This is a genomic window from Microlunatus sp. M237 (assembly GCF_056896895.1).
In genome coordinates, this window is sequence record NZ_JBXHBL010000001.1 from 1 (window position 1) to 20,592 (window position 20,592).

Annotated in this window: 19 protein-coding genes; 9 read left to right on the top strand and 10 right to left on the bottom strand. The window is 69.4% G+C overall.

Going from position 1 to position 20,592, the window contains the following annotated elements:
- The first annotated feature begins 105 nt into the window (after positions 1 to 105).
- Positions 106 to 1,077, top strand: coding sequence for an IS481 family transposase (locus AC1XX3_RS00005; protein ID WP_483319022.1), 972 nt, complete (start codon positions 106 to 108; stop codon positions 1,075 to 1,077).
- A 38-nt stretch (positions 1,078 to 1,115) separates the two neighbouring features.
- Here AC1XX3_RS00005 and AC1XX3_RS00010 read toward each other — a convergent pair whose 3' ends face one another.
- On the bottom strand, positions 1,116 to 1,517 hold the full coding sequence (locus tag AC1XX3_RS00010; RefSeq protein WP_483319023.1) for an OsmC family protein: 402 nt from the start codon (positions 1,515 to 1,517) through the stop codon (positions 1,116 to 1,118).
- A 249-nt stretch (positions 1,518 to 1,766) separates the two neighbouring features.
- Between AC1XX3_RS00010 and AC1XX3_RS00015 the strand changes: the two genes are divergently transcribed.
- The 4 genes from AC1XX3_RS00015 to AC1XX3_RS00030 are packed head-to-tail and all read left to right on the top strand — an operon-like array spanning position 1,767 to position 4,879.
- A complete protein-coding gene (locus AC1XX3_RS00015) occupies positions 1,767 to 2,696 on the top strand; it encodes a metal ABC transporter substrate-binding protein (RefSeq protein ID WP_483319024.1) in 930 nt (309 codons plus the stop codon).
- Positions 2,687 to 3,466 (top strand): metal ABC transporter ATP-binding protein, encoded by a 780-nt coding sequence (locus AC1XX3_RS00020; RefSeq protein WP_483319025.1) that lies wholly within the window; start codon positions 2,687 to 2,689, stop codon positions 3,464 to 3,466. Before AC1XX3_RS00015 ends, AC1XX3_RS00020 begins: the two co-directional genes overlap by 10 nt.
- Positions 3,466 to 4,467 carry a metal ABC transporter permease gene (locus tag AC1XX3_RS00025; protein ID WP_483320183.1) on the top strand — a complete coding sequence of 334 codons (1,002 nt, stop codon included), beginning with the start codon at positions 3,466 to 3,468 and terminating at the stop codon, positions 4,465 to 4,467. Before AC1XX3_RS00020 ends, AC1XX3_RS00025 begins: the two co-directional genes overlap by 1 nt.
- A 10-nt stretch (positions 4,468 to 4,477) precedes the next feature.
- The gene (locus AC1XX3_RS00030; RefSeq protein WP_483319026.1) at positions 4,478 to 4,879 is read left to right on the top strand and encodes a Fur family transcriptional regulator; all 402 of its coding nucleotides are present in this window, start codon (positions 4,478 to 4,480) and stop codon (positions 4,877 to 4,879) included.
- Positions 4,880 to 4,882: 3 nt separating this feature from the next.
- On the opposite strand, the gene AC1XX3_RS00035 is transcribed toward AC1XX3_RS00030, so the two are convergent.
- The 3 genes from AC1XX3_RS00035 to AC1XX3_RS00045 all read right to left on the bottom strand — a co-directional run bounded on the left by AC1XX3_RS00035 (position 4,883) and on the right by AC1XX3_RS00045 (position 9,735).
- Positions 4,883 to 6,211: a hypothetical protein gene (locus AC1XX3_RS00035; RefSeq protein WP_483319027.1), complete on the bottom strand. Its 1,329-nt coding sequence runs from the start codon at positions 6,209 to 6,211 to the stop codon at positions 4,883 to 4,885.
- On the bottom strand, positions 6,208 to 8,781 hold the full coding sequence (locus AC1XX3_RS00040) for a zinc dependent phospholipase C family protein (protein WP_483319028.1): 2,574 nt from the start codon (positions 8,779 to 8,781) through the stop codon (positions 6,208 to 6,210). The genes AC1XX3_RS00035 and AC1XX3_RS00040 overlap by 4 nt, the downstream gene beginning before the upstream one ends.
- Positions 8,782 to 8,922: 141 nt before the next feature.
- Positions 8,923 to 9,735, bottom strand: coding sequence for an isoprenyl transferase (locus AC1XX3_RS00045; RefSeq protein ID WP_483320184.1), 813 nt, complete (start codon positions 9,733 to 9,735; stop codon positions 8,923 to 8,925).
- 27 nt (positions 9,736 to 9,762) lie between these two features.
- On the opposite strand from AC1XX3_RS00045, the gene recO reads away from it, so the two are divergent.
- The 3 genes from recO to AC1XX3_RS00060 all read left to right on the top strand — a co-directional run bounded on the left by recO (position 9,763) and on the right by AC1XX3_RS00060 (position 13,072).
- Positions 9,763 to 10,503 (top strand): DNA repair protein RecO, encoded by a 741-nt coding sequence (gene recO, locus AC1XX3_RS00050; RefSeq protein ID WP_483319029.1) that lies wholly within the window; start codon positions 9,763 to 9,765, stop codon positions 10,501 to 10,503.
- Entirely contained in the window at positions 10,490 to 12,055 is a 1,566-nt protein-coding gene (locus AC1XX3_RS00055) for a M1 family metallopeptidase (RefSeq protein ID WP_483319030.1), read from the top strand. The genes recO and AC1XX3_RS00055 overlap by 14 nt, the downstream gene beginning before the upstream one ends.
- 93 nt (positions 12,056 to 12,148) lie before the next feature.
- A complete protein-coding gene (locus tag AC1XX3_RS00060; RefSeq protein ID WP_483319031.1) occupies positions 12,149 to 13,072 on the top strand; it encodes a hypothetical protein in 924 nt (307 codons plus the stop codon).
- Positions 13,073 to 13,111: 39 nt separating this feature from the next.
- Here the strand turns inward: AC1XX3_RS00060 and leuA are convergent, their stop codons facing one another.
- Positions 13,112 to 14,881, bottom strand: coding sequence for a 2-isopropylmalate synthase (gene leuA / locus AC1XX3_RS00065; RefSeq protein ID WP_483319032.1), 1,770 nt, complete (start codon positions 14,879 to 14,881; stop codon positions 13,112 to 13,114).
- A 245-nt stretch (positions 14,882 to 15,126) separates the two neighbouring features.
- Between leuA and AC1XX3_RS00070 the strand changes: the two genes are divergently transcribed.
- Positions 15,127 to 16,170 carry a GNAT family N-acetyltransferase gene (locus AC1XX3_RS00070; RefSeq protein ID WP_483319033.1) on the top strand — a complete coding sequence of 348 codons (1,044 nt, stop codon included), beginning with the start codon at positions 15,127 to 15,129 and terminating at the stop codon, positions 16,168 to 16,170.
- A gap of 219 nt (positions 16,171 to 16,389) precedes the next feature.
- Here AC1XX3_RS00070 and era read toward each other — a convergent pair whose 3' ends face one another.
- The 5 genes from era to AC1XX3_RS00095 are packed head-to-tail and all read right to left on the bottom strand — an operon-like array spanning position 16,390 to position 20,454.
- Positions 16,390 to 17,346 (bottom strand): GTPase Era, encoded by a 957-nt coding sequence (gene era, locus AC1XX3_RS00075; RefSeq protein WP_483319034.1) that lies wholly within the window; start codon positions 17,344 to 17,346, stop codon positions 16,390 to 16,392.
- Entirely contained in the window at positions 17,333 to 17,695 is a 363-nt protein-coding gene (locus tag AC1XX3_RS00080) for a cytidine deaminase (protein WP_483319035.1), read from the bottom strand. The genes era and AC1XX3_RS00080 overlap by 14 nt, the downstream gene beginning before the upstream one ends.
- Positions 17,695 to 19,044 (bottom strand): hemolysin family protein, encoded by a 1,350-nt coding sequence (locus AC1XX3_RS00085; protein WP_483319036.1) that lies wholly within the window; start codon positions 19,042 to 19,044, stop codon positions 17,695 to 17,697. Before AC1XX3_RS00085 ends, AC1XX3_RS00080 begins: the two co-directional genes overlap by 1 nt.
- A gap of 4 nt (positions 19,045 to 19,048) precedes the next feature.
- Positions 19,049 to 19,513, bottom strand: a complete 465-nt coding sequence (ybeY, locus tag AC1XX3_RS00090; protein ID WP_483319037.1) for an rRNA maturation RNase YbeY — start codon at positions 19,511 to 19,513, stop codon at positions 19,049 to 19,051.
- Positions 19,510 to 20,454: a PhoH family protein gene (locus AC1XX3_RS00095; RefSeq protein WP_483320185.1), complete on the bottom strand. Its 945-nt coding sequence runs from the start codon at positions 20,452 to 20,454 to the stop codon at positions 19,510 to 19,512. The genes ybeY and AC1XX3_RS00095 overlap by 4 nt, the downstream gene beginning before the upstream one ends.
- Positions 20,455 to 20,592 lie beyond the last annotated feature (138 nt).

Below are 20,592 nucleotides of genomic sequence, written 5' to 3' on the forward strand. Positions count from 1 at the left end.
TGTACTCGGCCAAGAGGTTGGTGACACTTCGGTCGGGTGGTTGACGTAGCGAGGACCTCCGGGTGCGGTGGAGATGTCGAAGTCTTCTACCGTCCGGAGGTCCTCATGTCCCACCGTAATGCCCGTCTGACTGTTCACGGCCGGCTGTTGTTGGTGCAGCGGGTCTGTCACCAGCAGTGGCCGGTCGCCCATGCCGCGAAGGCGATGGGCATCTCTCGTCAGTGCGCGCACCGCTGGGTAGCGCGCTACCGCTCCTTCGGTGAGGCTGGTTTGGCTGACCGGTCGTCGCGGCCGCTTCACAGCCCGACCCGGACTCCGGCTGTGGTGGAGAAGCGGGTGCTGCAGCTGCGTCACGACGAACGCCGGGGGCAGGACTGGCTGGGGCCCGAGACCGGGGTGCCAGCGCGGACGGTGGCGCGGATCCTGCGCCGCCACCAGGTGCCGCGGCTGGTCGAGTGCGACCCGCTCACCGGTCAGGTGATCCGTACCTCCAAGGCGACCGCAGTCCGCTACGAACGCGACCGGCCCGGGGAGCTGGTCCACATGGACGTCAAGAAGATCGGCAAGATCCCCCACGGTGGCGGCTGGAAAGCCCACGGCCGCCAGCACGGCCAGACCTCAGCGCAGAAGCGGGCGCGGATCGGCTACGACTACGTCCACTCCCTGATCGACGACCACTCCCGGCTCGCCTACTCCGAGATCCTGACCGACGAGAAAGGCCCCACCTGCGCCGCGTTCCTGCTCCGCGCCGCCGCCTACTTCGCCGACCACGGCATCCCCACCATTGAACGGCTGATGACCGACAACGCGTGGGCCTACCGCTGGTCACTTCGAGAAGTCGTCGCCCAGCTCGGCGCCCGCCACCTGTTCATCAAACCCCACTGCCCGTGGCAGAACGGCAAGGCGGAACGGTTCAACCGCACCCTGCAGGTCGAATGGGCCTACCGGCAGGTGTTCCTCACCAACACCGACCGCACCACAGCCCTTGCACCCTGGCTCGAGTTCTACAACACTCAACGCCGACACACCGCACTCGACGGCCTGCCGCCGACCAGCCGACTGTCACCAACGTCATGACCGAGTACATCTAGCAGGCAATCAGGACGCCGGTCGCCCTACCCGGTGGCGACGCTCGTGCCGGCGCTCTCCACGGCTAGTCCGGCCCGCAGCGCCTTCGGGATCGTCGCGGTCAGCGTCAGATCGTCGACCAGCCGTTCTACCTCGCTCGGGTCGTTCGACGAGCGGATCTCCACCGCATAGCGAACCCCGCGAGAGCCGTGTTCGTCGAAGTCTCCCGAGGCGGAGACGCAGAGATGGGCGATGTCGATGCCTCGACCCGGAGCCTCCCGCAGGATGTCGTTGAACACGCAGCCGGCAACGGCCAGATGCAGCAGATGCCCGCCGGAAAGCACCTCGACCCTGATGGCCACTCGCTCCACCAGATGGTGGTCAACCACGAGATCGGTCGTCGTCTCGTCGTCCGCAAGGGTACGAATCGTCGCTTGGTAGTCGGTCACGGCTCCCTCCTCAGGAGTATTGGAGGCCTTCGGCCCAGCCTTCGCCACCGCCAATTCGCGAAGTTCCGAGGGATCGCCCTTCCCCAGGTCTGTGCTTACTGTCTCGTCGCGGGGGTCACGGCGCAAGCGGTGCGGCGCGCAGGGAGTCGAGGAGTTGAGCCCCGAGCTCGCGCCGATGAGTCGGCTTGGCGGGGTGTTGCGATACCGACCGGTTTGACTTGCCGCCCGGCCTAAATGAAAATGATTGTCATGCTGAACATCCCGCGTGCCCTCGGTGCGCTCGCCTGCGCCTGCGCGATGCTGCTGACCGCGGCGTGCGGATCCAGCGCTGGCGGTGCCGATGCCGAGCGGTCCGGCCAGCTGAACATCGTGACGGCGTTCTATCCGTTCCAGTTCGTCGCCGAGCGGGTCGCGGGCCAGCACGGCGCCGTGTCCAGTCTCACCTCCCCCGGCGTTGAGCCGCACGACGTGGAGCTGACCCCGAAGCAGACGGCGAGCATCGTCGAGGCCGACTTCGTGGTGTACGAGAAGTCCTTCCAGGCCGCCGTGGACGAAGCGGTGGAGCAGAGCGGGAACCAGCAGGTGCTGGACATCACCACCGTGGTCCCGCTGCAGCCGGCGAGCGCCGCCGATGATGCGGAGCACGCCGACGAGCACCGGATGGATCCGCACGTCTGGCTGGACCCGGCCAACATGGTCACCATCACCCGCGCGGTGGCCGAGCGGCTCGCCCAGCTCGATCCCGACCACGCCACCGACTACGCCGCCAACGCCGCCGCCCTGCAGACCGAGCTCACCACCTTGGGGACCGACTTCGAGAAAGGGCTGGCCAGCTGCCAGCGCTCGGAGTTCATCACCACTCATGCTGCCTTCGGCTATCTGGCCAACCGGTTCGGCCTGACCCAGATCGGCATCAACGGGTTGAGCCCTGACTCGGAGCCGTCTCCGGCCAGGATCGCCGAGGTCCAGACCGAGGCCACAAGACACGGCGTCACCACGATCTTCTACGAGACCCTGGTCTCCCCCGACGTGGCCAGATCCATCGCCGGTGACCTCGGCCTGAAGACCGACGTGCTGGACCCGGTGGAGGGGATCACGGCCGAGTCCAAGGGCCAGGACTACCTTGGCGTCATGCGGGCGAACCTGACGGCACTCGAAGCAGCCAACGAATGCCGCTGACCGAGATGACGCCGGATGAGATGGCCCTGGCGGCCGACCAGCTCTGTGTGGAGCTGGGCGGGCTGCCGGTGCTGCGCGGCATCACGGTCTCGGTCCGCCGCGGCGAGGCCGTCGCGCTGCTGGGCGGCAACGGCTCAGGCAAGTCCACCCTGGTCAGGTCGCTGCTCGGTCTGCTGCCGCTCCAGCGCGGGACGGTGCGGCTGTTCGACGAGCCGCTGGCCGACTTCCGCTCGTGGCACCGGATCGGCTACGTGCCCCAGCGCTCCACCGGCAGCCTGGGTACGGCCAAAGTGCGCGAGGTGGTCGCCTCCGGACGACTGGCCCGGCGCCGGGTGTTCCGCCCCGCCGGCCGCGACGACCGCACAGCGGTCAGCGACGCCCTCGACGCCGTCGGCCTGCTGGACCGCGGCTCCGACGAGATGGGCCATCTCTCCGGCGGGCAGCAGCAGCGGGTCCTGATCGCCCGCGCCCTGGCCACCCGGCCCGATCTGCTTGTCCTCGACGAACCGACAGCGGGGGTTGACCGGGAGCACCAGCAGGTGCTGGCCGACGTGCTCGGCGAGCTGCTGCAGTCCGGTACCGCGGTGCTGGTCGTGTTGCACGACGTCGGTCCGCTGACCCCGCTGATCGACCGCGCCGTGACGCTGAGTGAGGGCCGGGTGGTCGCCGACGGCCCGCTCACCCCACTCCCCGGCCACCCGCACCACGGGCACGAGCATGAGACGCCGTCGACCGACCGCCCCCTGCTGGACGGGACGGTGGAGCGGTGATCGACCTCCTCGGCTATCCCTTCATGCAACGGGCACTGATCGCCGCCTTGCTGACCGGGTTGATCGCGCCGGCGATCGGGACGTACGTCGTCCAGCGCCGGCTCAGCCTGCTCGGCGACGGCCTCGGGCACGTGGCCATCGCCGGCGTCGGCCTGGCCCTGCTGACCGGACAGGCACCCATCCCGATCGCCGTCGTGGTCTGCATCGCCGGCGCCGTGGTGGTGGAGATCCTGCGGCAGACCGGCAAAGCCTCCGGTGACGTGGGGCTGGCGATCCTGTTCTACGGCGGGCTGGCCGCCGGTGTGCTGATGTCCGGCATCGCGGGCGCCGGCACGGGCGCACTGTCGCAGTATCTGTTCGGCTCCCTCACCACGGTGACCGGCGCCGACCTGCGCCTGATCGCCGTGCTGGCCGTGGTGGTGCTGGTGCCGACCCTCGGCCTGGCGCCCCAGCTCTTCGCGGTCTGCACCGACGAGGAGTTCGCCCGGGTGCAGGGCCTGAAAGTACGTCTCTACAACGTCGCGATCGTGGTGCTGGCCGCCATCACCGTCACCTTGGCCATGCGTACCGTCGGCCTGCTGCTGGTCAGTGCCCTGATGGTGGTGCCGGTCGCCGCGGCGCAGAACCTGGTCCGCGGCTTCTACGCCACGCTGCTGTGCGCGATGGCGGTCGGCGTGGTCGTGTCCGTCGGCGGCGCGGTGGGCTCGTTCTACGCCGACACCGCACCCGGCGCCCTGATCGTGGTGCTGGCGATCGCCGTGTTCGCCCTCAGCTGGCCGGTCTCGGTGCTGGCCAACCGGCGACGTACCGCGACGCCGGTGCTGCCGGACGTGGTCGACGCCGCGGTGCCCGCGGCCGCCGCGCACCTAGTGGCCGAGGACCATCCGCACCGCCACGATGATGGCTGTGGGCACCGCCCGGTGCGCCATGGTGACCACACCGACTTCATCCACGAGGGCCACCGGCATGCGGCCCACGCCGACCACTACGACGAGCACTGAGCAGATCGACATGACTGACACACCCGTCCCCGCAACTCCGCAACGCAAGACCCGCCAGCGCGCCGCGGTCGACGACATCCTGCGTGGCCTGGCCGAGTTCCGCACCGCCCAGCAGATCCACGACGAGCTCCGACACCAAGGCGACAGCATCGGGCTGACCACCGTCTACCGCACCCTGCAGCTGATGGCCGACGCCGGCGAGCTGGACGCCATCCGGACCAGCGACGGGGAGACGGCCTACCGGCGCTGCTCCGGTGGCCACCACCACCACCTGGTCTGTCGTCGCTGCGGGCGTACGGTCGAGGTGTCGGGACCGGCCGTCGAGAGGTGGGCGACAGCGACGGCCGAGGAGCACGGCTTCCGTGAGGTCAGCCATGACCTGGAGATCTTCGGCACCTGCAGCGACTGCTGAGGCTCAGCCCACCACCACGGTGTAGCCGCCGACCAGCTCTCCGGCCGGATCGGTCAGCGTGAACCGCAGCGGGTGCAGCGCACCGGCCGATCCACCCAGGCCCTCGGCCAGCCGACCCGCCACCAACTCGTCAGCGTCCAGCAGCCGCGCCACCCCCTCCACCAGCGCCTCGGCCAAGGGCCGGTCGCTCACCTCACCGAGCCGCTCCCAGCTGTCGGGTCCCAACCGGTCGAGCAGCCGCCGGGCGCCACCGGGCCGGTCGAAGGGATGCATCCGCTGCTGACCGGCGCGGCCCGGGTCGATCTGGCTCAGCTCGGCCAGCCGATCGCTGCGGGCCACCACCGTGCGGCCCTCGACGCGCATGGCGGTCAACAGGTGCACGCCCGTCCCGGTGGACACCCCGACCCGGACCTCCTCCAGCTCCGGCAGCACGATCTCGGTCGATTCCCCGTCGGGGCCGTGGAGCGTTCCGCCGGTCAGGGCGAGCAGGACACCGCGGGCCACCGGCCCCGCATGGGTCAGCTCGAGGGTGAAGCCGTCGGGCACCAGCCCGCCGAGCGTTGCGATCAGCGTCTTCACCTCGGCCGACCCGGTCAGCACCGTCAGGTTGCGCTGGCCGACATGCCGGTCGACGTTGGACAGCAGGAACCCGCCGGCCGGGTCCAGCGGGCAGCCGACCTCGGCCAGCAGGCAGGAGTGTCCGACGTCGGTGGAGTCGACCTCCCAGGGGCGATCCAGCTCGACCACCGCGGTGCAGCCGGGGCGGGTCCGGTCGGTGAGGTCGACCCAGCGGCCGCCGATGTAGTTCTGCGCGTAGTAGGGGTCACTCTGGTTGCCGCTGCCGATGAAGCCGGGGTTGACCGCCCAGCCCTTGACCAGCACGCCGGCCGCCGGCAGCAGCCCCAGGTTCCAGATCCGGACGAACACGCGATAGGACCGTCCGGCCACCGGGGTGACCACCAACCGGGACGGGTCGAACTCCGAGGTATCGCCGGCGTCCATCAAGACGATGTCGGGCGACTCCCAGCAGGGCACCGGCGGCCAGGTGGGTCGGCTCCCGCGGTCACCGGCGGCCATCGCGCGGATCAGCAGGTAGGGATAGACATCCTCCCGCCGTGGCCGGCGCTCCCGGCCGATCTCGCCCAGCTGGTGCCGCCACTCGTCGGCGTGGCCGGGATCCGGCGTCCAGCCAGGATCCGGATCCCGGTCCGGCTCCCGCTCGGGTTCGGTGCCGACCACAGTGGCCGGGTCCTCGCCCCGGAGCCGGGCATCCTCCTCGGCCGAGATCTTCGGATGCTCGGGCCGGTGCGGTGGAAACAGGTCGTTGCTCATCGGTTCTCTCCTCGCTCGTCGTGGTCACGGCTGTGGTCGGGAACGACCCGGAGCGGGAACTGACCGCGTCGGGCGCGGAGCAGTCGCCGCCAGTCGGCGCCGAACACCGGTTCGTGCGGCCGCTGTCGCTTCTCCCGGCACGGGTCGGCTCCGAACGGGTCGGGCGACGCCGGGGTCTCCCGGGTCAGGTAATGCGCCTTCAGGTCCACGCGTGGGTCATACCACTGGCTGTCCAGTGGGGTGCCGGTGCCGTCGGTGCGCCGAGGGTTGTCGTGGTCGGCGTGGAAGAACTGCGGTGGGGTGCAGGGCTGCGGATAGCTGAAGTCGGTCGCGGGCGTACTCAGGTGGTCTGGCACGCACTCCCAGCGACCGCGGGCGTCGGGCTGGCCGGGGTCGCGTCCGAGGTTGTGCCGGTCCCAGTCCCAGCAGTGCCAGGCATAGCCCCGGTCACTGTCGAGGTTGAAGTCGGCGACGCCGAAGTCACGCTCCCCCCGCTCGGCCACCATCCGACCGACCAGGTAGGTCGAGTAGTCGACCGGGCCGCCGAGATGGCGGTCCTGCGGCAGCAGGGCGTCCAGCGCCTGTGCGGTCGCCTCCGGGCTGTCGGCCTGCTCGAGCAGGTGTCGCGCCGTGTCGTCGCCCACCGTTCCCGGCAGCAGCACGGTGGCGTCGTCGCCCGCGACGTACGGCCCGACATGGACCCGGGCTCCCTCCTGCGGCACCCAGTCCCCGGCCTGGTTGTGCAGCGGATACCGCCACGGCGCCACCCACTCACTCGGTTTGTGTTCCTGCCCTGCGTCGCCGGCGTACTGCAACGGTCCGGTCAGTCCCAGCGCCGAGACCAGGTCGAAGTCGCCCACGTCGTCGGGGTGGTCCCGGACGATGTTGCGCGGGTACGCCGGGTCCATCCCGAATGCTGCGTGTGCGTGGAAGCGACCCGACGGCTCGTCGATCACCATCGCCGTGGACCCCACGGCCAGCGGATCGTCGAGCAGCGAGGCGATCGAGAAGGCGCCGGTTGTCCCCAACGTGATCAGGCCCGCGTCGACCTCGTCCGGCTTGGGCATCAAGAAGCCGGACATGACCAGCGCCCGCCGGGCCAGCAGGAAGAGGTTCCAGGCCGGGATCACCACGGTCCAGTAGAGGACCTCCCGGGCTGGGAAGGTGAGGACGTCGACGATCAATCCGGGCAGCACGGTGGCCAGCCAGACAGCGACCTGGGCGAGGTAGACGGCCCAGGCGAACAGCGCGAGCAGCAGGTCCAACAGGTTGAAGGAGTCGTCGTCGTCCACATCGGCACCGCGCGACGGGTCGTCGTCCACGCCGCCGCCACCGCCTCCGGGCGGGGTCGGGAACGAGTGGTCGGTGAACACCTCGGGCGGTGAGGGTCTGGTCGGCGACAGCCCGTCCGACCCGGTCATCTTGAGGTACGCGTAGACGATCTGCCACATCTGGGCCATCGCGTCCGCGTTCGGCCGTCCGTCCGGGTCGCCGGCGGCGTCGGTGGCCGAGAACGCCGGGTCCTGGGTCAGGATCTTCGGCCCCTGCGGGTGCACCTCGGCCATTGCGCTCAGCAGGGCGTCGAGCAGATGGGCCGGCATCGGTCCGGAGTCCAGGTCGAAGTGCGCGGCGCGGTTCGCGGCCGGGGTGGGACCGTCCGCGGTGTCGTACGCCGGGAAACCGGTCCAGTAGTCGTAGGCGGGAGCGTCGTCGCGGCCGGCGTACGGGCCGTCGCTGCGGCGGCGGAAGGCCACCCAGAAGTGCAGCGCGCTGGTGCCGTACTCGCCGTAGCAGGCCGACCCACCGTGAAGGCGGTCGTAGTTGCGGCCGTCGATGTGGTTCTCGACCAGGTGATGGCGCTGCCAGTGGTCGCGGTACGGCCCGCCGGACTTCGCGTTGGTGAACGGGTGACCGGTGACGTCGGTGGCGCAGTGGCTCATCCATCCGAGCGCGAAGGCCATCCGTGCCTCGGCGTCATGGCGCTGGTCGTCGGTGGTCGCCTCATCCAGCGCCCGACGGGCCTGGGAGAAGAGCACGAACGGGAACTGATACGTCCGCCGGTAGTGGAAGACGTCGGACCAGTAGAAGCTGTCGTCGCCGTAGCCCTGGGGCACACCGGAGGTCAGCACGCCGAACCAGTCCCCCATCTGCGCGAGCAGACCCTTGAACGCGGCCATCACTGCCGAGGTCAGCTCGTCCAGGATCTGTCCCAGCTGGTTGGACAGTCCGCCGGTCAGCTGCGAGGCGAGCTCGGAGGTGTTCGTGCCGATCGGGGAGATCCACTTCTCCCACTTGCTGACGAAGGCCTCGTCGATCTCCTTCCAGACATCGATGGTCCAGGTGACCACCTGCCGGATCACGCAGCCCTTGGTGTCGGCGAAGTCGGGCAGCAGATAGAACAGGTCAGGCCCCAACGCACCTACCGCCAGGTAGTTGCGCCAGGTATGACAGATCTCGCCGAGCTCGACGGCCTCGGCCGCGGTGATCGGGAATCCGGCCGGGACCGAGCCCGCCCGCAGCCGGCTGGCGGTCTGCGCGGCCGCCTCCATGTGCACGTACCAACCCGGCATGGCGGGCCCCCTCCAAGTCGTCGGACCGACCTCCGAGGTCTCAACGGTGAGGTCTCAGGTCGGCGGCCCGGCAACCGGGCCGTGACTGTCAGGAGTGCCGAGCGGGGGCCGAGATACCTGCGCCCTGGCCGCCGATCGTCCTCAGCCGGGCTCGACCGGGTTCGGCACCGCGCCGCCGTAGCGCCGGTCGCGGTCGGCGTAGATCTCGATCGCCCGCCACAGGTCGCGGCGGTCGAAGTCGGGCCAGAGCCGGTCCAGGAAGACCATCTCCGCGTACGCCGACTGCCAGACCAAGAAGTTGGAGGTGCGCTGCTCGCCGGACGAGCGAACGAACAGGTCGACGTCGGGGATGTCCGGCTCGTCGAGGAACCGGCGGAACCGGTCCTCGGTCAGCTTGGCCGGGTCCAGCCTGCCGGCTGCGGCCAGCTCGGCGATCTGTCGCGCGGCGTCGACGATCTCGGCCCGACCGCCGTAGTTGACACAGAACTGCAAGGTGAGGACGTCGTTGTCGGCGGTCCGCGCCTCGGCGTCCTCCAGCTCGGCGATGACACTGCGCCACAGCCGGGGCCGCCGCCCGGCCCAGCGGACCCGCACCCCCATCGCGTCGAGCTGGTCGCGACGGCGGCGGATCACGTCCCGGTTGAATCCCATCAGCCAGCGCACCTCGTCCGGTGACCGGCGCCAGTTCTCGGTGGAGAAGGCGTATGCGGAGACGTACTTGACGCCGATCTCCACCGCGCCCTCGATCACGTCGAACAACGCGTCCTCGCCACGGGCATGGCCCTCGGTCCGGGGCAGGTTGCGCGCCTTGGCCCAGCGGCCGTTGCCGTCCATCACGATGGCGACGTGGCGCGGCAGCCGGTCGGTGTCGATGGCCGGCGGCCGGGCACCGCTGGGGTGCGGCACCGGCGGCCTCGGGGCCGGGCGCGGTTCACGGGCGCGGTTCCGCTGCATCTTGGGCACGTAAGGGACAATAGCGAGGTGCCCACCTACCGTGACGAAGCCGTGGTGCTCCGCACGCACAAGCTGGGCGAGGCGGACCGCATCATCACCGTCTTGAGCCGTACCCACGGCAAGCTCCGGGCGGTGGCCAAGGGGGTACGCCGGACCTCCTCGAAGTTCGGCGCCCGACTGGAGCCGTTCTCCCACATCGACCTGCAGTTCGCGGTGGGCCGGTCCCTCGACATCGTCACGCAGGTCGAGTCCCTGGACGCGTTCGGGGAGTCGCTGGTCACCGACTATCCCCGCTACACCGCCGGTCAGGTGATGCTGGAGACGGCCGACCGGTTGGTGGTGGAGGAACGCGAGCCGGCGCTGCAGCAATATCTGCTGCTGGTCGGTGCCCTGCGGGTGCTCAACCGTGGAACCAGCGACGGTCCCCGAGCGGCGACGTTGATCCTCGACTCCTATCTGCTGCGCTCGCTCGCCATCGCCGGGTATGCGCCGTCGTTCTCCGACTGTGCCCGCTGCGGCCTGGTCGGCCCGCACCAGGCCTTCTCCCCCTCCAGCGGCGGCGTGGTGTGCGAGCAGTGCCGACCGCCCGGTTCGGCCCGCCCCGCCCGGGAGACCCTGGAGCTGCTCAGCGCGCTGTTGGAGGGACGCTGGGAAGCCACCCGCGTGGTCGATGACCACAGCGCGCGAGAGGCCAGCGGGCTGACCTCCGCTTTCGTCACCTGGCACCTGGATCGGACCCTGCGCTCGATGGCCCATGTCGAGCGTTGATCCCCGCTGGCCACCGCCGGTGGAGCAGCCGGCTGCCCGCCCGCAGCCGGCCCGTCATCGGCCCTATCGCGCGGCGTACGTGGTCGCGGTGGTGGCGCCGTTGGTGGCCCTGCTGGCCCTGGCTCTGCCCGCTGCCGCCGGACTGGGGCTGACCCGCTGGGTCGAGCGACAGACGCCGGTGGCGAACGGCACTCCCGGATCGGGCAACCCAGACGAAGGCCAGCCCGGGGTCGGCGACCCGTACTTCCCCGACTTCGGCAGCAGTGGCTACGACGCCCTGCGCTACGTGATCGACGTGAGCTGGGACCCGGCCAGCCAGCGGTTGACCGGAACCACCACGATGACCGCCCGCGCGACCAGCACCCTGGCTGCCTTCTATCTCGACCTCGCCCTGACGGCGGAGTCGGTGACCGTCGACGGCCGGGCCGCGGACTTCGAGCTGCAGGGATTCCAGGACCTGCGGGTCGACCCGTCGGCGAACGTGGCTGCCGGGGCGGAGTTCACCGTGGTGACCCGCTACGCCGGCGAACCCGGTGGGCTGAAGCGCGGCGACGTGACCCCGTGGTGGACCACCGGGTCGGAGTGGACCGCGGCCGGGGAGCCGGAGAGCTCGGCCTGGTGGTTCCCCGCCAACGACCATCCCTCCGACCCCGCGCTGGTCGACGTGTCGGTCCGGGTGCCCGCCGGGATGGAAGCGGTCAGCGTCGGTCGGCTCGAGTCGCGCGACACCGCCGCCGAGGCGGACTTCGACACCTGGCATTGGGTGGCCCGCCAGCCGATGGCCAGCTATCTGGTGTTCGTCTCGATCGGGCAGTTCGTGCTCGAGGAGGGCCAGGCCGACGGGCGGCCGTACGTCTATGCGGTCTCCGAACAGCTGTCGGCCGCAGAGCGGGAGCGCTCCTTCGTCGCCCTGCGGCGTTCAGCCGAGATCGTCCGGACCCTGGAGACGATGTTCGGACCGTACCCGTTCAGCGAGCTGGGCGGCGTGGTGCCGGCGCACCGAATGTGGTTCTCCGGCCTGGAGACGCAGACCCGGCCGGTGTACGAGCGGTCCGCCATCTCGGACCCGAAGTACGCCACCACCTTGGTGGTGCACGAGCTGGCCCACATGTGGTTCGGCGACAACGTGACGCTGCGGCAGTGGAACGACATCTTCATCAACGAGGCGTACGCGTCCTGGGCCGAGTGGGGCTACGCCGAGCGGACCGGTGGCCGGCCGGCCACCGAGGAGCTGCGGCGCCTCTACGACCGGGCGAACGGCCGAGCGGACTTCTGGCGGATCACCATGATCGACCCGGGCAAGGACCAGCTGTTCAGCACCGTCTATCTGCGGGGCCCGATGACGCTGCAGGCATTGCGCACGGTGATCGGCGACGAGGCGTTCCTCTCGTTGGCGCGGGAGTGGAGCCAGACGCCCGGCAGCCGCAGCCTTGAGGAATGGATGATCAAAGCGCAGGCGAGCACCACGGTGGACCTGGTGCCGTTCTTCTCGGCGTGGATCTTCGCCGGCTCCCAGCCGGAGCGAACGAAGGCGAACGGGTTGGCGGGCTGACCGACTCCGCTATCCTTCTCGCGTCCCTGCGCGAAAGGCCCCCTGCGCGAAAGGGCCCCCTCCGCGAAAGGCCCCTCCGCGAAAGGTGTTGCCTTGTCAGATCTGCGGCCCACCCCGGTGCCCGGCCGCCGGGCGCCCACCTCTGAGTGGAAGGGACGACTGCTCGGTGCCGCCGGTGTGGCGATGATCCTCTCGGTCCTGGTCGGTGCGGTGGTGGTGCTCACCGGCAACGACTCCGACTCGGCCATACCCGCGGCCAACCCGACCCTCGCGGTCCCGGCCAGCGCCACGCCGCAGGCCGAGCCGTCCGACGACGCCGAGCCGGCCGAGACGGACTCCGCGGAGCCACCGCTCGAACCGACCGAGAAGTCGTCGGAGGCGGAGGAATCCGCTCCCTCGAGCCCTCCGTCCAGCAACGCCTCGCCGGACGACGCGCTGCCGCCCCTGAGCGCCAAGGCGCTGCCCACCGACCGCGACCTGGAGTGGGACCGGGCCGGGGACTGGAAGGTCGAGAGCACCTACGAAGGGGCCGGCGACGACGCCGCATCGCTGTGCGTCGGACAGGACCCCACCACCTTCGCCGGACTGAAAGCGGTGTACCGGCGCAACTACACGCTGCCCGAGGCCGGCTACGCCACCGCGCTGAGCATGGACTACGCCGACCCGGCCGCGGCGCTGAAGGTGTTCTCGGTGCTGACCGCGGATGCCACCGGCTGCCGCGCCACCCTGCGCGCGGCGGGCTTCACCGCGGACAAGCCGTCGCCGTTGTATGACGTCGAGATCCCCGAGGGCATCACGGCGAAGTTCCTCACCGTGCGCTACCAGCAGCAAGACGCCGACGACGCGACCTTCGAGAGTGTCGGCCTGGTCCTCGCCGGCAGTCGGGTGCTGTTCTTGTCGATGGTGGTCCAAGGCGACGAGCAGGACTGGAGCTATCCGGACAGCAGGTCGTCGAACGACCCGCCGTCGCCGATGGAGCGCTCTCTGGTCAAGGCAGCGGAGCGACTCACCTACTGACGCGGTAAGCCTCCCGCTGCCCGACCAGGCAGAGTCTGCTCAGCCGCGGTTGACCGCGGAGATGACAGCCTTGAGCGAGGCGGCGACGATGTTGGCATCCATCCCCACGCCCCAGACCACCTGGGAGTCCTCGCCCACTCCGACCTCGCACTCGACGTAGGCCGCGGCCAGGGCGTCGCCGCCGGCCGAGAGCGCGTGCTCTTGGTAGTCCAGCACCCGGACCTGGTGCCCGAGCGGCTGCAGCGCGTCGACGAAGGCCGACAGCGGCCCGTTGCCCTCGCCGGTGATCTGCCGTTGGACCCCGTTCTGGGTCACGGTGGCCGCCACCTGGTCGGTCTGGCCGGTGCCGGAGACGCTGTTCACCGTGACCAGGCCGAGTCCGCTGGAAGCGTTCAGATACTCGTTCTGGAAGATCTCCCAAAGGGCACCGGGTGACATCTCACCGCCGCCGGTGTCGGTGTGCGACTGCACCACCCGGGAGAACTCGATCTGCAGCCGCCGAGGCAGGTCCAGTCGGTGCTCGCTCTTCATGATGTACGCCACGCCGCCCTTGCCGGACTGCGAGTTGACCCGGATGACAGCCTCGTAGGACCGGCCGACGTCGTGCGGGTCGATCGGCAGGTACGGCGCCTCCCAGGCGATCTCGGAGACGCCGATACCCTCGGCCGCCGCCTTCTTCTCCAGCGCCTCCAGGCCCTTCTTGATCGCGTCCTGATGGCTGCCCGAGAAGGCGGTGTAGACCAGGTCACCGGCGTAGGGGTGGCGCGGGTGGACCGGCAGGTTGGTGCAGTACTCCACGGTGCGGCGGATCTCGTCGATCGCGGAGAAGTCGATCTTGGGGTCGATGCCCTGGGACATCAGGTTCATTCCCAAGGTGACCAGGTCCACGTTGCCGGTGCGCTCGCCGTGGCCGAACAGGCAGCCCTCGACCCGGTCCGCGCCGGCCATCAGGGCCAGCTCGGTCGCGGCGACCGCTGTCCCGCGGTCGTTGTGGGGGTGCAGCGAGATGGCGACGTGATCACGGTTACGGACGTGCCGGCCGAACCACTCGATCTGGTCGGCGTAGACGTTGGGAGTGGACATCTCCACCGTGGCGGGCAGGTTGAGGATGATCTCGCGGCCGGACTCGGGCTGCCAGACGTCCATCACGGCGTTGCAGACGTCCACCGCGAAGTCCAGCTCGGTGCCGGTGAAGATCTCCGGGCTGTACTCGTAGCCGAAGGCCACGTCGCCCAGATGCTCCTCCGCATACTTCATCACCAGCTCGGTGCCACGGGTCGCCAGCGCAATGCACTCCGACTTGTCGACGTTGAACACGACCCGCCGGAACAGCTCGGCGGTCGCGTTGTAGAGGTGGATGGTCGCCGACTTCGCCCCGACCAGGGACGCGGCCGTCCGCTCGATCAGGTCCTCACGCGCCTGGGTCAGCACGGAGACGGTGACGTCGTCGGGGATGTGCCCGCCCTCGATCAGCTGGCGGACGAAGTCGAAGTCGGTCTGGCTGGCCGACGGAAACCCGATCTCGATCTCCTTGTAGCCCATCGAGACCAAGAGCTCGAACATCTTGTGCTTGCGGGCCACCGTCATCGGGTCGATCAGGGCCTGGTTGCCGTCCCGCAGGTCGGTGGAGAGCCATCGCGGCGCCTCGGTCACCGATTTGGTCGGCCAGGTGCGATCCGGCAGATTGATCGGCGGGAATGCGCGATAACGGGAGAACGGCATCGGGCTCGGCTGCTGTACGGGGACGGACTGCGCCCGAGTGCCGAACCGGTTGCTGGGATGGGACGTGCTGGTGCTGTCGATCGACATCGATATTTCCTCGCTGGTGTGAACGGGTTCCGGGCCGGGACGCCACAACTCCGCAGCGAGGGTGCCAGCCCTTAGCGGGCCTCGCTGCGGCAACGAAGAAGGAGCAGCGCGCTCCAGCGTCCGGTTCCAGCCATGTCGTCACCCTAGCCCACCAACTTCGTCGGAGGGAAGCGGCCCGCACCGGCGGGATTGGCGGGGCCGATATTCGCTGGCCAGCGACCCGCCCGGAGGTCCAGGCTAGCGATATGCCTTTTCTGCCTGTCCGTCCCGACGACGCCGAGCTGATCGCCCGAGCCGTCGAGATCACCAACGTCGCGAACCGGGTCGACGACCCGGACGCGGTCGAGGCCATTCCCGAGCTGACCGCCAACGACCTGCGCTACGGCTGGGATCTCGAGCCCGGAGAGAAGTTCTTGTATGTCCCCGAGGGGTCCGACGAACCGGTCGGCGTCCTCGACGTCGACAAGCCCCAGCGCGACAACCGCCACCTGGTGTGGGCCGGCGTGGTGGTGCATCCCGACCATCGTCGCCGCGGCCATGGCACCGCCATGGTGGCTGAGGTGCTGCGCCTGACCACCGCCTGCCAGCGCGACACCATCTGGCTCGGCGCCGCCGAGGATGACGATGGAGCCCGGGCATTTCTGGAGCGGTTCGGCTTCGTCTACGCCAGCCACGTCGCGCGCCGCCGCCAGGTGCTGGCCGACGTCGACTGGACCTCGGTCGACCGGTTGGCCGGCGACGCCGCCACGGCCGCTGCTGACTACGAGATCGTGCGCCAGCTGGCACCCACCCCGAACGACGTGCTCGCCGAACTCGTCGCCGTGACCGCGGCCATCAACGACGCGCCCATGGGTGAGCTGAAGTTCGAGGAGGAGAAGTTCGACCTGCAGCGGCTACGGGATATGGAGACTGCCAACGCCAAGTCCGGCAACCGCCTCTATCGCGTCTGGGCGCGGCACCGCGGGACCGGTGAGATCGGCGGCCACACGCTGGTGATCACCCATCCGCTCCGGCCGCACTTCGCCGGGCAGGGTGACACCGCGGTCAGCCGGGAGCACCGTGGCCATCGCCTCGGATTGGCGGTCAAGGTGGAGATGATGCGCTGGCTGGCCGAGGCCGAGCCACAGCTGGAGGTGGTGGAGACCTGGAACCACGCCGACAACTCATACATGATCAAGGTCAACGAGGCGATCGGCTATCGGCTTTCCCGGGTCTTCGCGGAGTATCAGCTGGTCCTGCCGGCCACCGCGGCCGCGCGAACGGAGCACCTGGTCGCGTCGGGCAGCTGACGCCGGCGTTCCCCCCAGCGGACCGCCGGCGAAAAAGAATCTTCACCGCCGACCAATCCGGTCCACGGCACGGCACCGAACCACAGCTGAGTCTGCGGACCGGTGACCATGCTCTGGAGGTACGCCTGGCGACCGGGGGGACTAGAGGTGGGCCACAGCGGTCACCGGTCCGCAGCTGAGCCGGCCCGAGCGGTGCTAGGACTCAGCGCCCGGGGTGGCTCAGAAACCCAGCCGATTGAGATACCGGGCGTCGCGCTGCCACTCCTTGAGTACCTTGACTCGCAGGTCGAGGTAGACCGGCGTACCCAGCAGCGTCTCGATCTGGCCGCGGGCGGCTGCTCCGATGTCGCGCAGCCGGCTGCCCTTGTGGCCGATGATGATGCCCTTCTGGGAGTCCCGCTCGACCACCATGGACGCGAAGATCTCCAGCAGCGGCTTGTCCTCGGGCCGGTCGGGTCGCAGTCGCATCTCCTCCACAGTGACCGTGATGGAGTGCGGCAGCTCGTCGCGGACCCCTTCCAGCGCTGCCTCGCGGATGAGCTCCGCGATCAGGGTCTCCTCCGGCTCGTCGGTGATGTCGCCGTCCGGGTAGAGCTGGGGGCCCTCCGGCAGCAACGACAACAAGGTGTCGGCCAGCAGGTCGACCTGGTCGTTGGCGGTGGCCGACACCGGGATGATGTGGGCCCAGCTGACGCCGAGCTTCTCCTCCAGCGCGCTGATGGCCATCAGGTGCTCCGCCATCCGGGTCGGCGACACCAGGTCGGACTTGGTGGCCACCGCCACCAGGATCGGCCGGCGTGGCAGCAGCGCGATCTCCGAGACCAGATAGGTGTCACCGGGCCCGATCCGTTGGTCGGACGGCAGGCAGACGCCCACCACGTCGACCTCCGACCAGGTGGAACGGACCACGTCGTTGAGCCGCTCGCCCAGCAGGGTCCGGGGCCGGTGCAGGCCCGGGGTGTCGATCAGCACCAGCTGCCCGTCCGGGCGGTGCACGATCCCGCGGATCGCGTGCCGGGTGGTCTGTGGCTTGGACGACGCGATGGCGATCTTGGAGCCGACGATGGCGTTGGTCAGCGTCGACTTGCCGGCGTTCGGACGGCCGACGAAGCAGGCGAAGCCGGATCGGAACACTGCCGGTGGCTGTCCACCGGCCTGGGTGTCAGAGCTGCTCATCGACGACCACCGATCCCTGCACGGCACCGCTCGGGTCGGCGTACCAGACCACGACATCGACACCTGGCAGGTCGCGCAGGATCTCCAGGTCGAAGTCTCGCGGCGGATGCTCCGAGCTCAGCGCCGCAGCCTCCAGACCCTGGGCCCCCGAGGACACGGCCATCGCCACCGCCACCGCCACCGCTGACAGGTCCAGGTGCGGCAGTGAGACGCTGGCCGCGGCATAGGTCCGTCCGTCGGTGTCGCGAACGGCCGCACCTTCGCGGGCGTTCAACCGCGCCCTGGCCGAGCGGGCCAGGGTGAGGATCTTCAGATCCTCGGGGTTGCTCGGTTGTCCTGGATTCGTCACTACGTCGCCCTTGCTGCAGATTCGGCGGCCAGCCGGGTGGCTGCCTCCGCGCGTCGGTCCTCGTCGGACCCCTCCTCGGAGTCGGCGTCGATCCGCGTCGCGATCACCGTACCAATCTGGTTGCGACGGCCGCTCGATCGCTCCGCCACCAGCTCCAGCCCGTCGTAGGTCACCACGGACCCGGCGATCGGCACCTTGTTCAAGCTCTTGGCCATCAGCCCGCCGACGGTGTCGACGTCCTCGTCGTCCAGCTTGAGCCCGAACAGCTCACCGAGCTCGTCGACCGGCAGTCGGGCCGAGACCCGGAACCGCCCCTCCCCCAGCTCGGTGATGTCGTTGTTCTCCTCGTCGTACTCGTCGGTGATCTCGCCGACGATCTCCTCGAGGATGTCCTCGATCGTGGCCATGCCGGCCGTCCCACCGAACTCGTCCACCACGATGACCAGGTGGATCCGCTTGAGCTGCATCTCGCGCAGCAGCTCGTCGACGGGCTTGGAGTCGGGGCACCACTCCGGCTTGCGCATCATCGAGCTGACCCGCTCGATCGTCTCGGACTTGGGACTGTCGTAGACGCGCTTGATGACGTCCTTGAGGTAGAGCACACCGACCACGTCGTCGAGACCGTCGCGGATCACCGGGATGCGGCTGAAGCCCGAGCGCAGCGCCAGCGAGACGGCCTGCCGCAGCGTCTTGTGCTCCTCGATGAAGACCATGTCGGTGCGCGGGACCATCACCTCCTTGACGATGGTGTCGCCCAGGTCGAACACGGAGTGGATCATCCGCCGCTCGCCAGATTCGATCAGCTCACTGGCCTCGGCCAGGTCGACCAGCTCCCGCAGCTCGGCCTCGGTCGAGAACGGGCCGTCGCTGAACCCCTTGCCGGGGGTGAGCGCGTTCCCGATCATGATCAGCAGCCGCGGGAACGGTCCGAGCACGGTGGTCAGGGCCACCAAGATCCCGGCCACCCCGCAGGCCACCCGGTCCGCGTGCTGACGGCCGAGGGTACGCGGAGCCACTCCCCAGAAGATGTAGGAGATGACGATCATCGACCCGGCGGTGATCAGCACCCGCTCCCAGGTGTGGGCGAACAGGCCGAACACCACCAGGGCCACCAGCACGATGGCGCTGATCTCGCACACCGTCCGCAGGAACAGGGCGGTGTTGAGGAAGCGCGGCGGGTCGTCCACGATCTTGCGGACCTTCGCCGCGCCCGGCAGCCCGTCTTCGACCAGCCGGTCAGCGCGGGCCCGGGAGAAGGAGTAGAGGGCGGACTCGGCAGCGGCCAGCACCCCGGCGGCGATCACCAACAGCAGCGCGATGCCGAGCTGGATCCAGTCGGCCTGGTTCACCGGCTCAGTTCCGGTCCGGGCGCTGAGCGACCCAGGCGTCGATGATCTTGTCCTTGAGTCCGAACATCTCGGCCTTCTCCTCCGGCGTGGCGTGATCGAAGCCGAGCAGGTGCAGCAGGCCGTGCACCAGCAGATACTCCGCCTCCTGCTGCGGGCTGCGGCCGTGCTCGCGGGCCTGCCGATCGGTGACGGCCGGGCAGAGCACGATGTCGCCGAGCAGCCCTTCCGGCGGCTCGTCGCCGTCGCTCGGGGGCCGCAGCTCGTCCATCGGGAAGGACAGCACGTCGGTCGGACCGGGCTCGCCCATGTATTTCTCGTGGTACGAGCTCATGGTGTCCTCGTCGACGAGCAGGATCGACAGCTCGGCCTGCGGGTGGATCCGGAGCTGGTCCAGCGCGAAGGTCGCGAGTCGGACCAGGCCGGCGGTGTCCGCCTCGACGCCCGACTCGTTGTTGAGATCGATGCTCACTGGCGCGACCCACGGGTGTGCGGTGCCGGCTGGTCGGACTCGAACTTGTCGTATGCCGCGACGATCCGCCCGACCAGCTTGTGGCGTACCACGTCGTGGTTGGTCAGGTTGCAGAAGGCGATGTCCTCGACGTCGTCGAGGATGCCCTGCACCACTCGCAGGCCGCTGCGGGTGCCGCCGGGCAGGTCCACCTGGGTGATGTCACCGGTGACGACCATCTTGGCGCCGAAGCCGAGCCGGGTGAGGAACATCTTCATCTGCTCCATCGAGGTGTTCTGGGCCTCGTCCAAGATGATGAAGGCGTCGTTCAGGGTCCGACCGCGCATGTAGGCCAGCGGCGCGACCTCGATGGTGCCGGCGGTCAACAGCCGCGGGATCGAGTCCGGGTCGACCATGTCGTGCAGCGCGTCGTAGAGCGGGCGCAGATACGGGTCGATCTTGTCGTTCAGCGTGCCCGGCAGGAAGCCGAGGTGCTCACCGGCCTCCACCGCAGGGCGGGTGAGGATGATCCGGTTGACCTGCTTGTTCTGCAGCGCCTGGACAGCCTTGGCCATGGCCAGATAGGTCTTGCCGGTACCGGCCGGGCCGATCCCGAAGACCACGGTGTGCTTGTCGATCGCGTCGACGTAGCGTTTCTGGTTCAGCGTCTTGGGCCGGATCGTCTTGCCGCGGCTGGACAAGATGTTCTGGGTCAGCACGTCGGCGGGACGGGCGTCCTCCCGGCTGCTGAGCATGGTGCAGATGCGCTCCACCGCGTCAGCGGTGAGACCCTGCCCGGTACGGAGCACGGTGACGATCTCGTTGACCACGTCGACGCCGAGGCTCAGCGCCGCAGATGGGCCGGTCAGCGTGATCTCGTTGCCGCGGACGTGGATGTCGGCGTCGAGCTGTCGCTCCAGGATGCGGAGGAACTCGTCGCGGGGGCCGAGGATGTTCACCATGTCGATCGAGGCCGGCACGGTGATCCGCCGACTCCCAGCCAGCACCGCGGGTCCGTCCGGAGACGAGGTGGCGGCGGTGCGACCGGAGGCAGCGGCGGTGTTGTCTGAGGCGTTCAGGAGTTCCTCGCAGAAAGTGGG

Excerpts from the sequence above, each read along its gene's own strand:
- AC1XX3_RS00070 (WP_483319033.1), top strand. The coding sequence starts at position 15,127 with ATGCCTTTTCTGCCTGTCCGTCCCGACGACGCCGAGCTGATCGCCCGA.
- AC1XX3_RS00015 (WP_483319024.1), top strand. The coding sequence starts at position 1,767 with ATGCTGAACATCCCGCGTGCCCTCGGTGCGCTCGCCTGCGCCTGCGCG.
- AC1XX3_RS00045 (WP_483320184.1), bottom strand. The coding sequence starts at position 9,735 with ATGCAGCGGAACCGCGCCCGTGAACCGCGCCCGGCCCCGAGGCCGCCG.
- leuA (WP_483319032.1), bottom strand. The coding sequence starts at position 14,881 with ATGTCGATCGACAGCACCAGCACGTCCCATCCCAGCAACCGGTTCGGC.
- AC1XX3_RS00055 (WP_483319030.1), top strand. The coding sequence starts at position 10,490 with ATGTCGAGCGTTGATCCCCGCTGGCCACCGCCGGTGGAGCAGCCGGCT.
- AC1XX3_RS00030 (WP_483319026.1), top strand. The coding sequence starts at position 4,478 with ATGACTGACACACCCGTCCCCGCAACTCCGCAACGCAAGACCCGCCAG.
- AC1XX3_RS00020 (WP_483319025.1), top strand. The coding sequence starts at position 2,687 with ATGCCGCTGACCGAGATGACGCCGGATGAGATGGCCCTGGCGGCCGAC.
- AC1XX3_RS00005 (WP_483319022.1), top strand. The coding sequence starts at position 106 with ATGTCCCACCGTAATGCCCGTCTGACTGTTCACGGCCGGCTGTTGTTG.
- AC1XX3_RS00035 (WP_483319027.1), bottom strand. The coding sequence starts at position 6,211 with ATGAGCAACGACCTGTTTCCACCGCACCGGCCCGAGCATCCGAAGATC.
- era (WP_483319034.1), bottom strand. The coding sequence starts at position 17,346 with ATGAGCAGCTCTGACACCCAGGCCGGTGGACAGCCACCGGCAGTGTTC.
- AC1XX3_RS00040 (WP_483319028.1), bottom strand. The coding sequence starts at position 8,781 with ATGCCGGGTTGGTACGTGCACATGGAGGCGGCCGCGCAGACCGCCAGC.
- AC1XX3_RS00095 (WP_483320185.1), bottom strand. The coding sequence starts at position 20,454 with ATGGTGAACATCCTCGGCCCCCGCGACGAGTTCCTCCGCATCCTGGAG.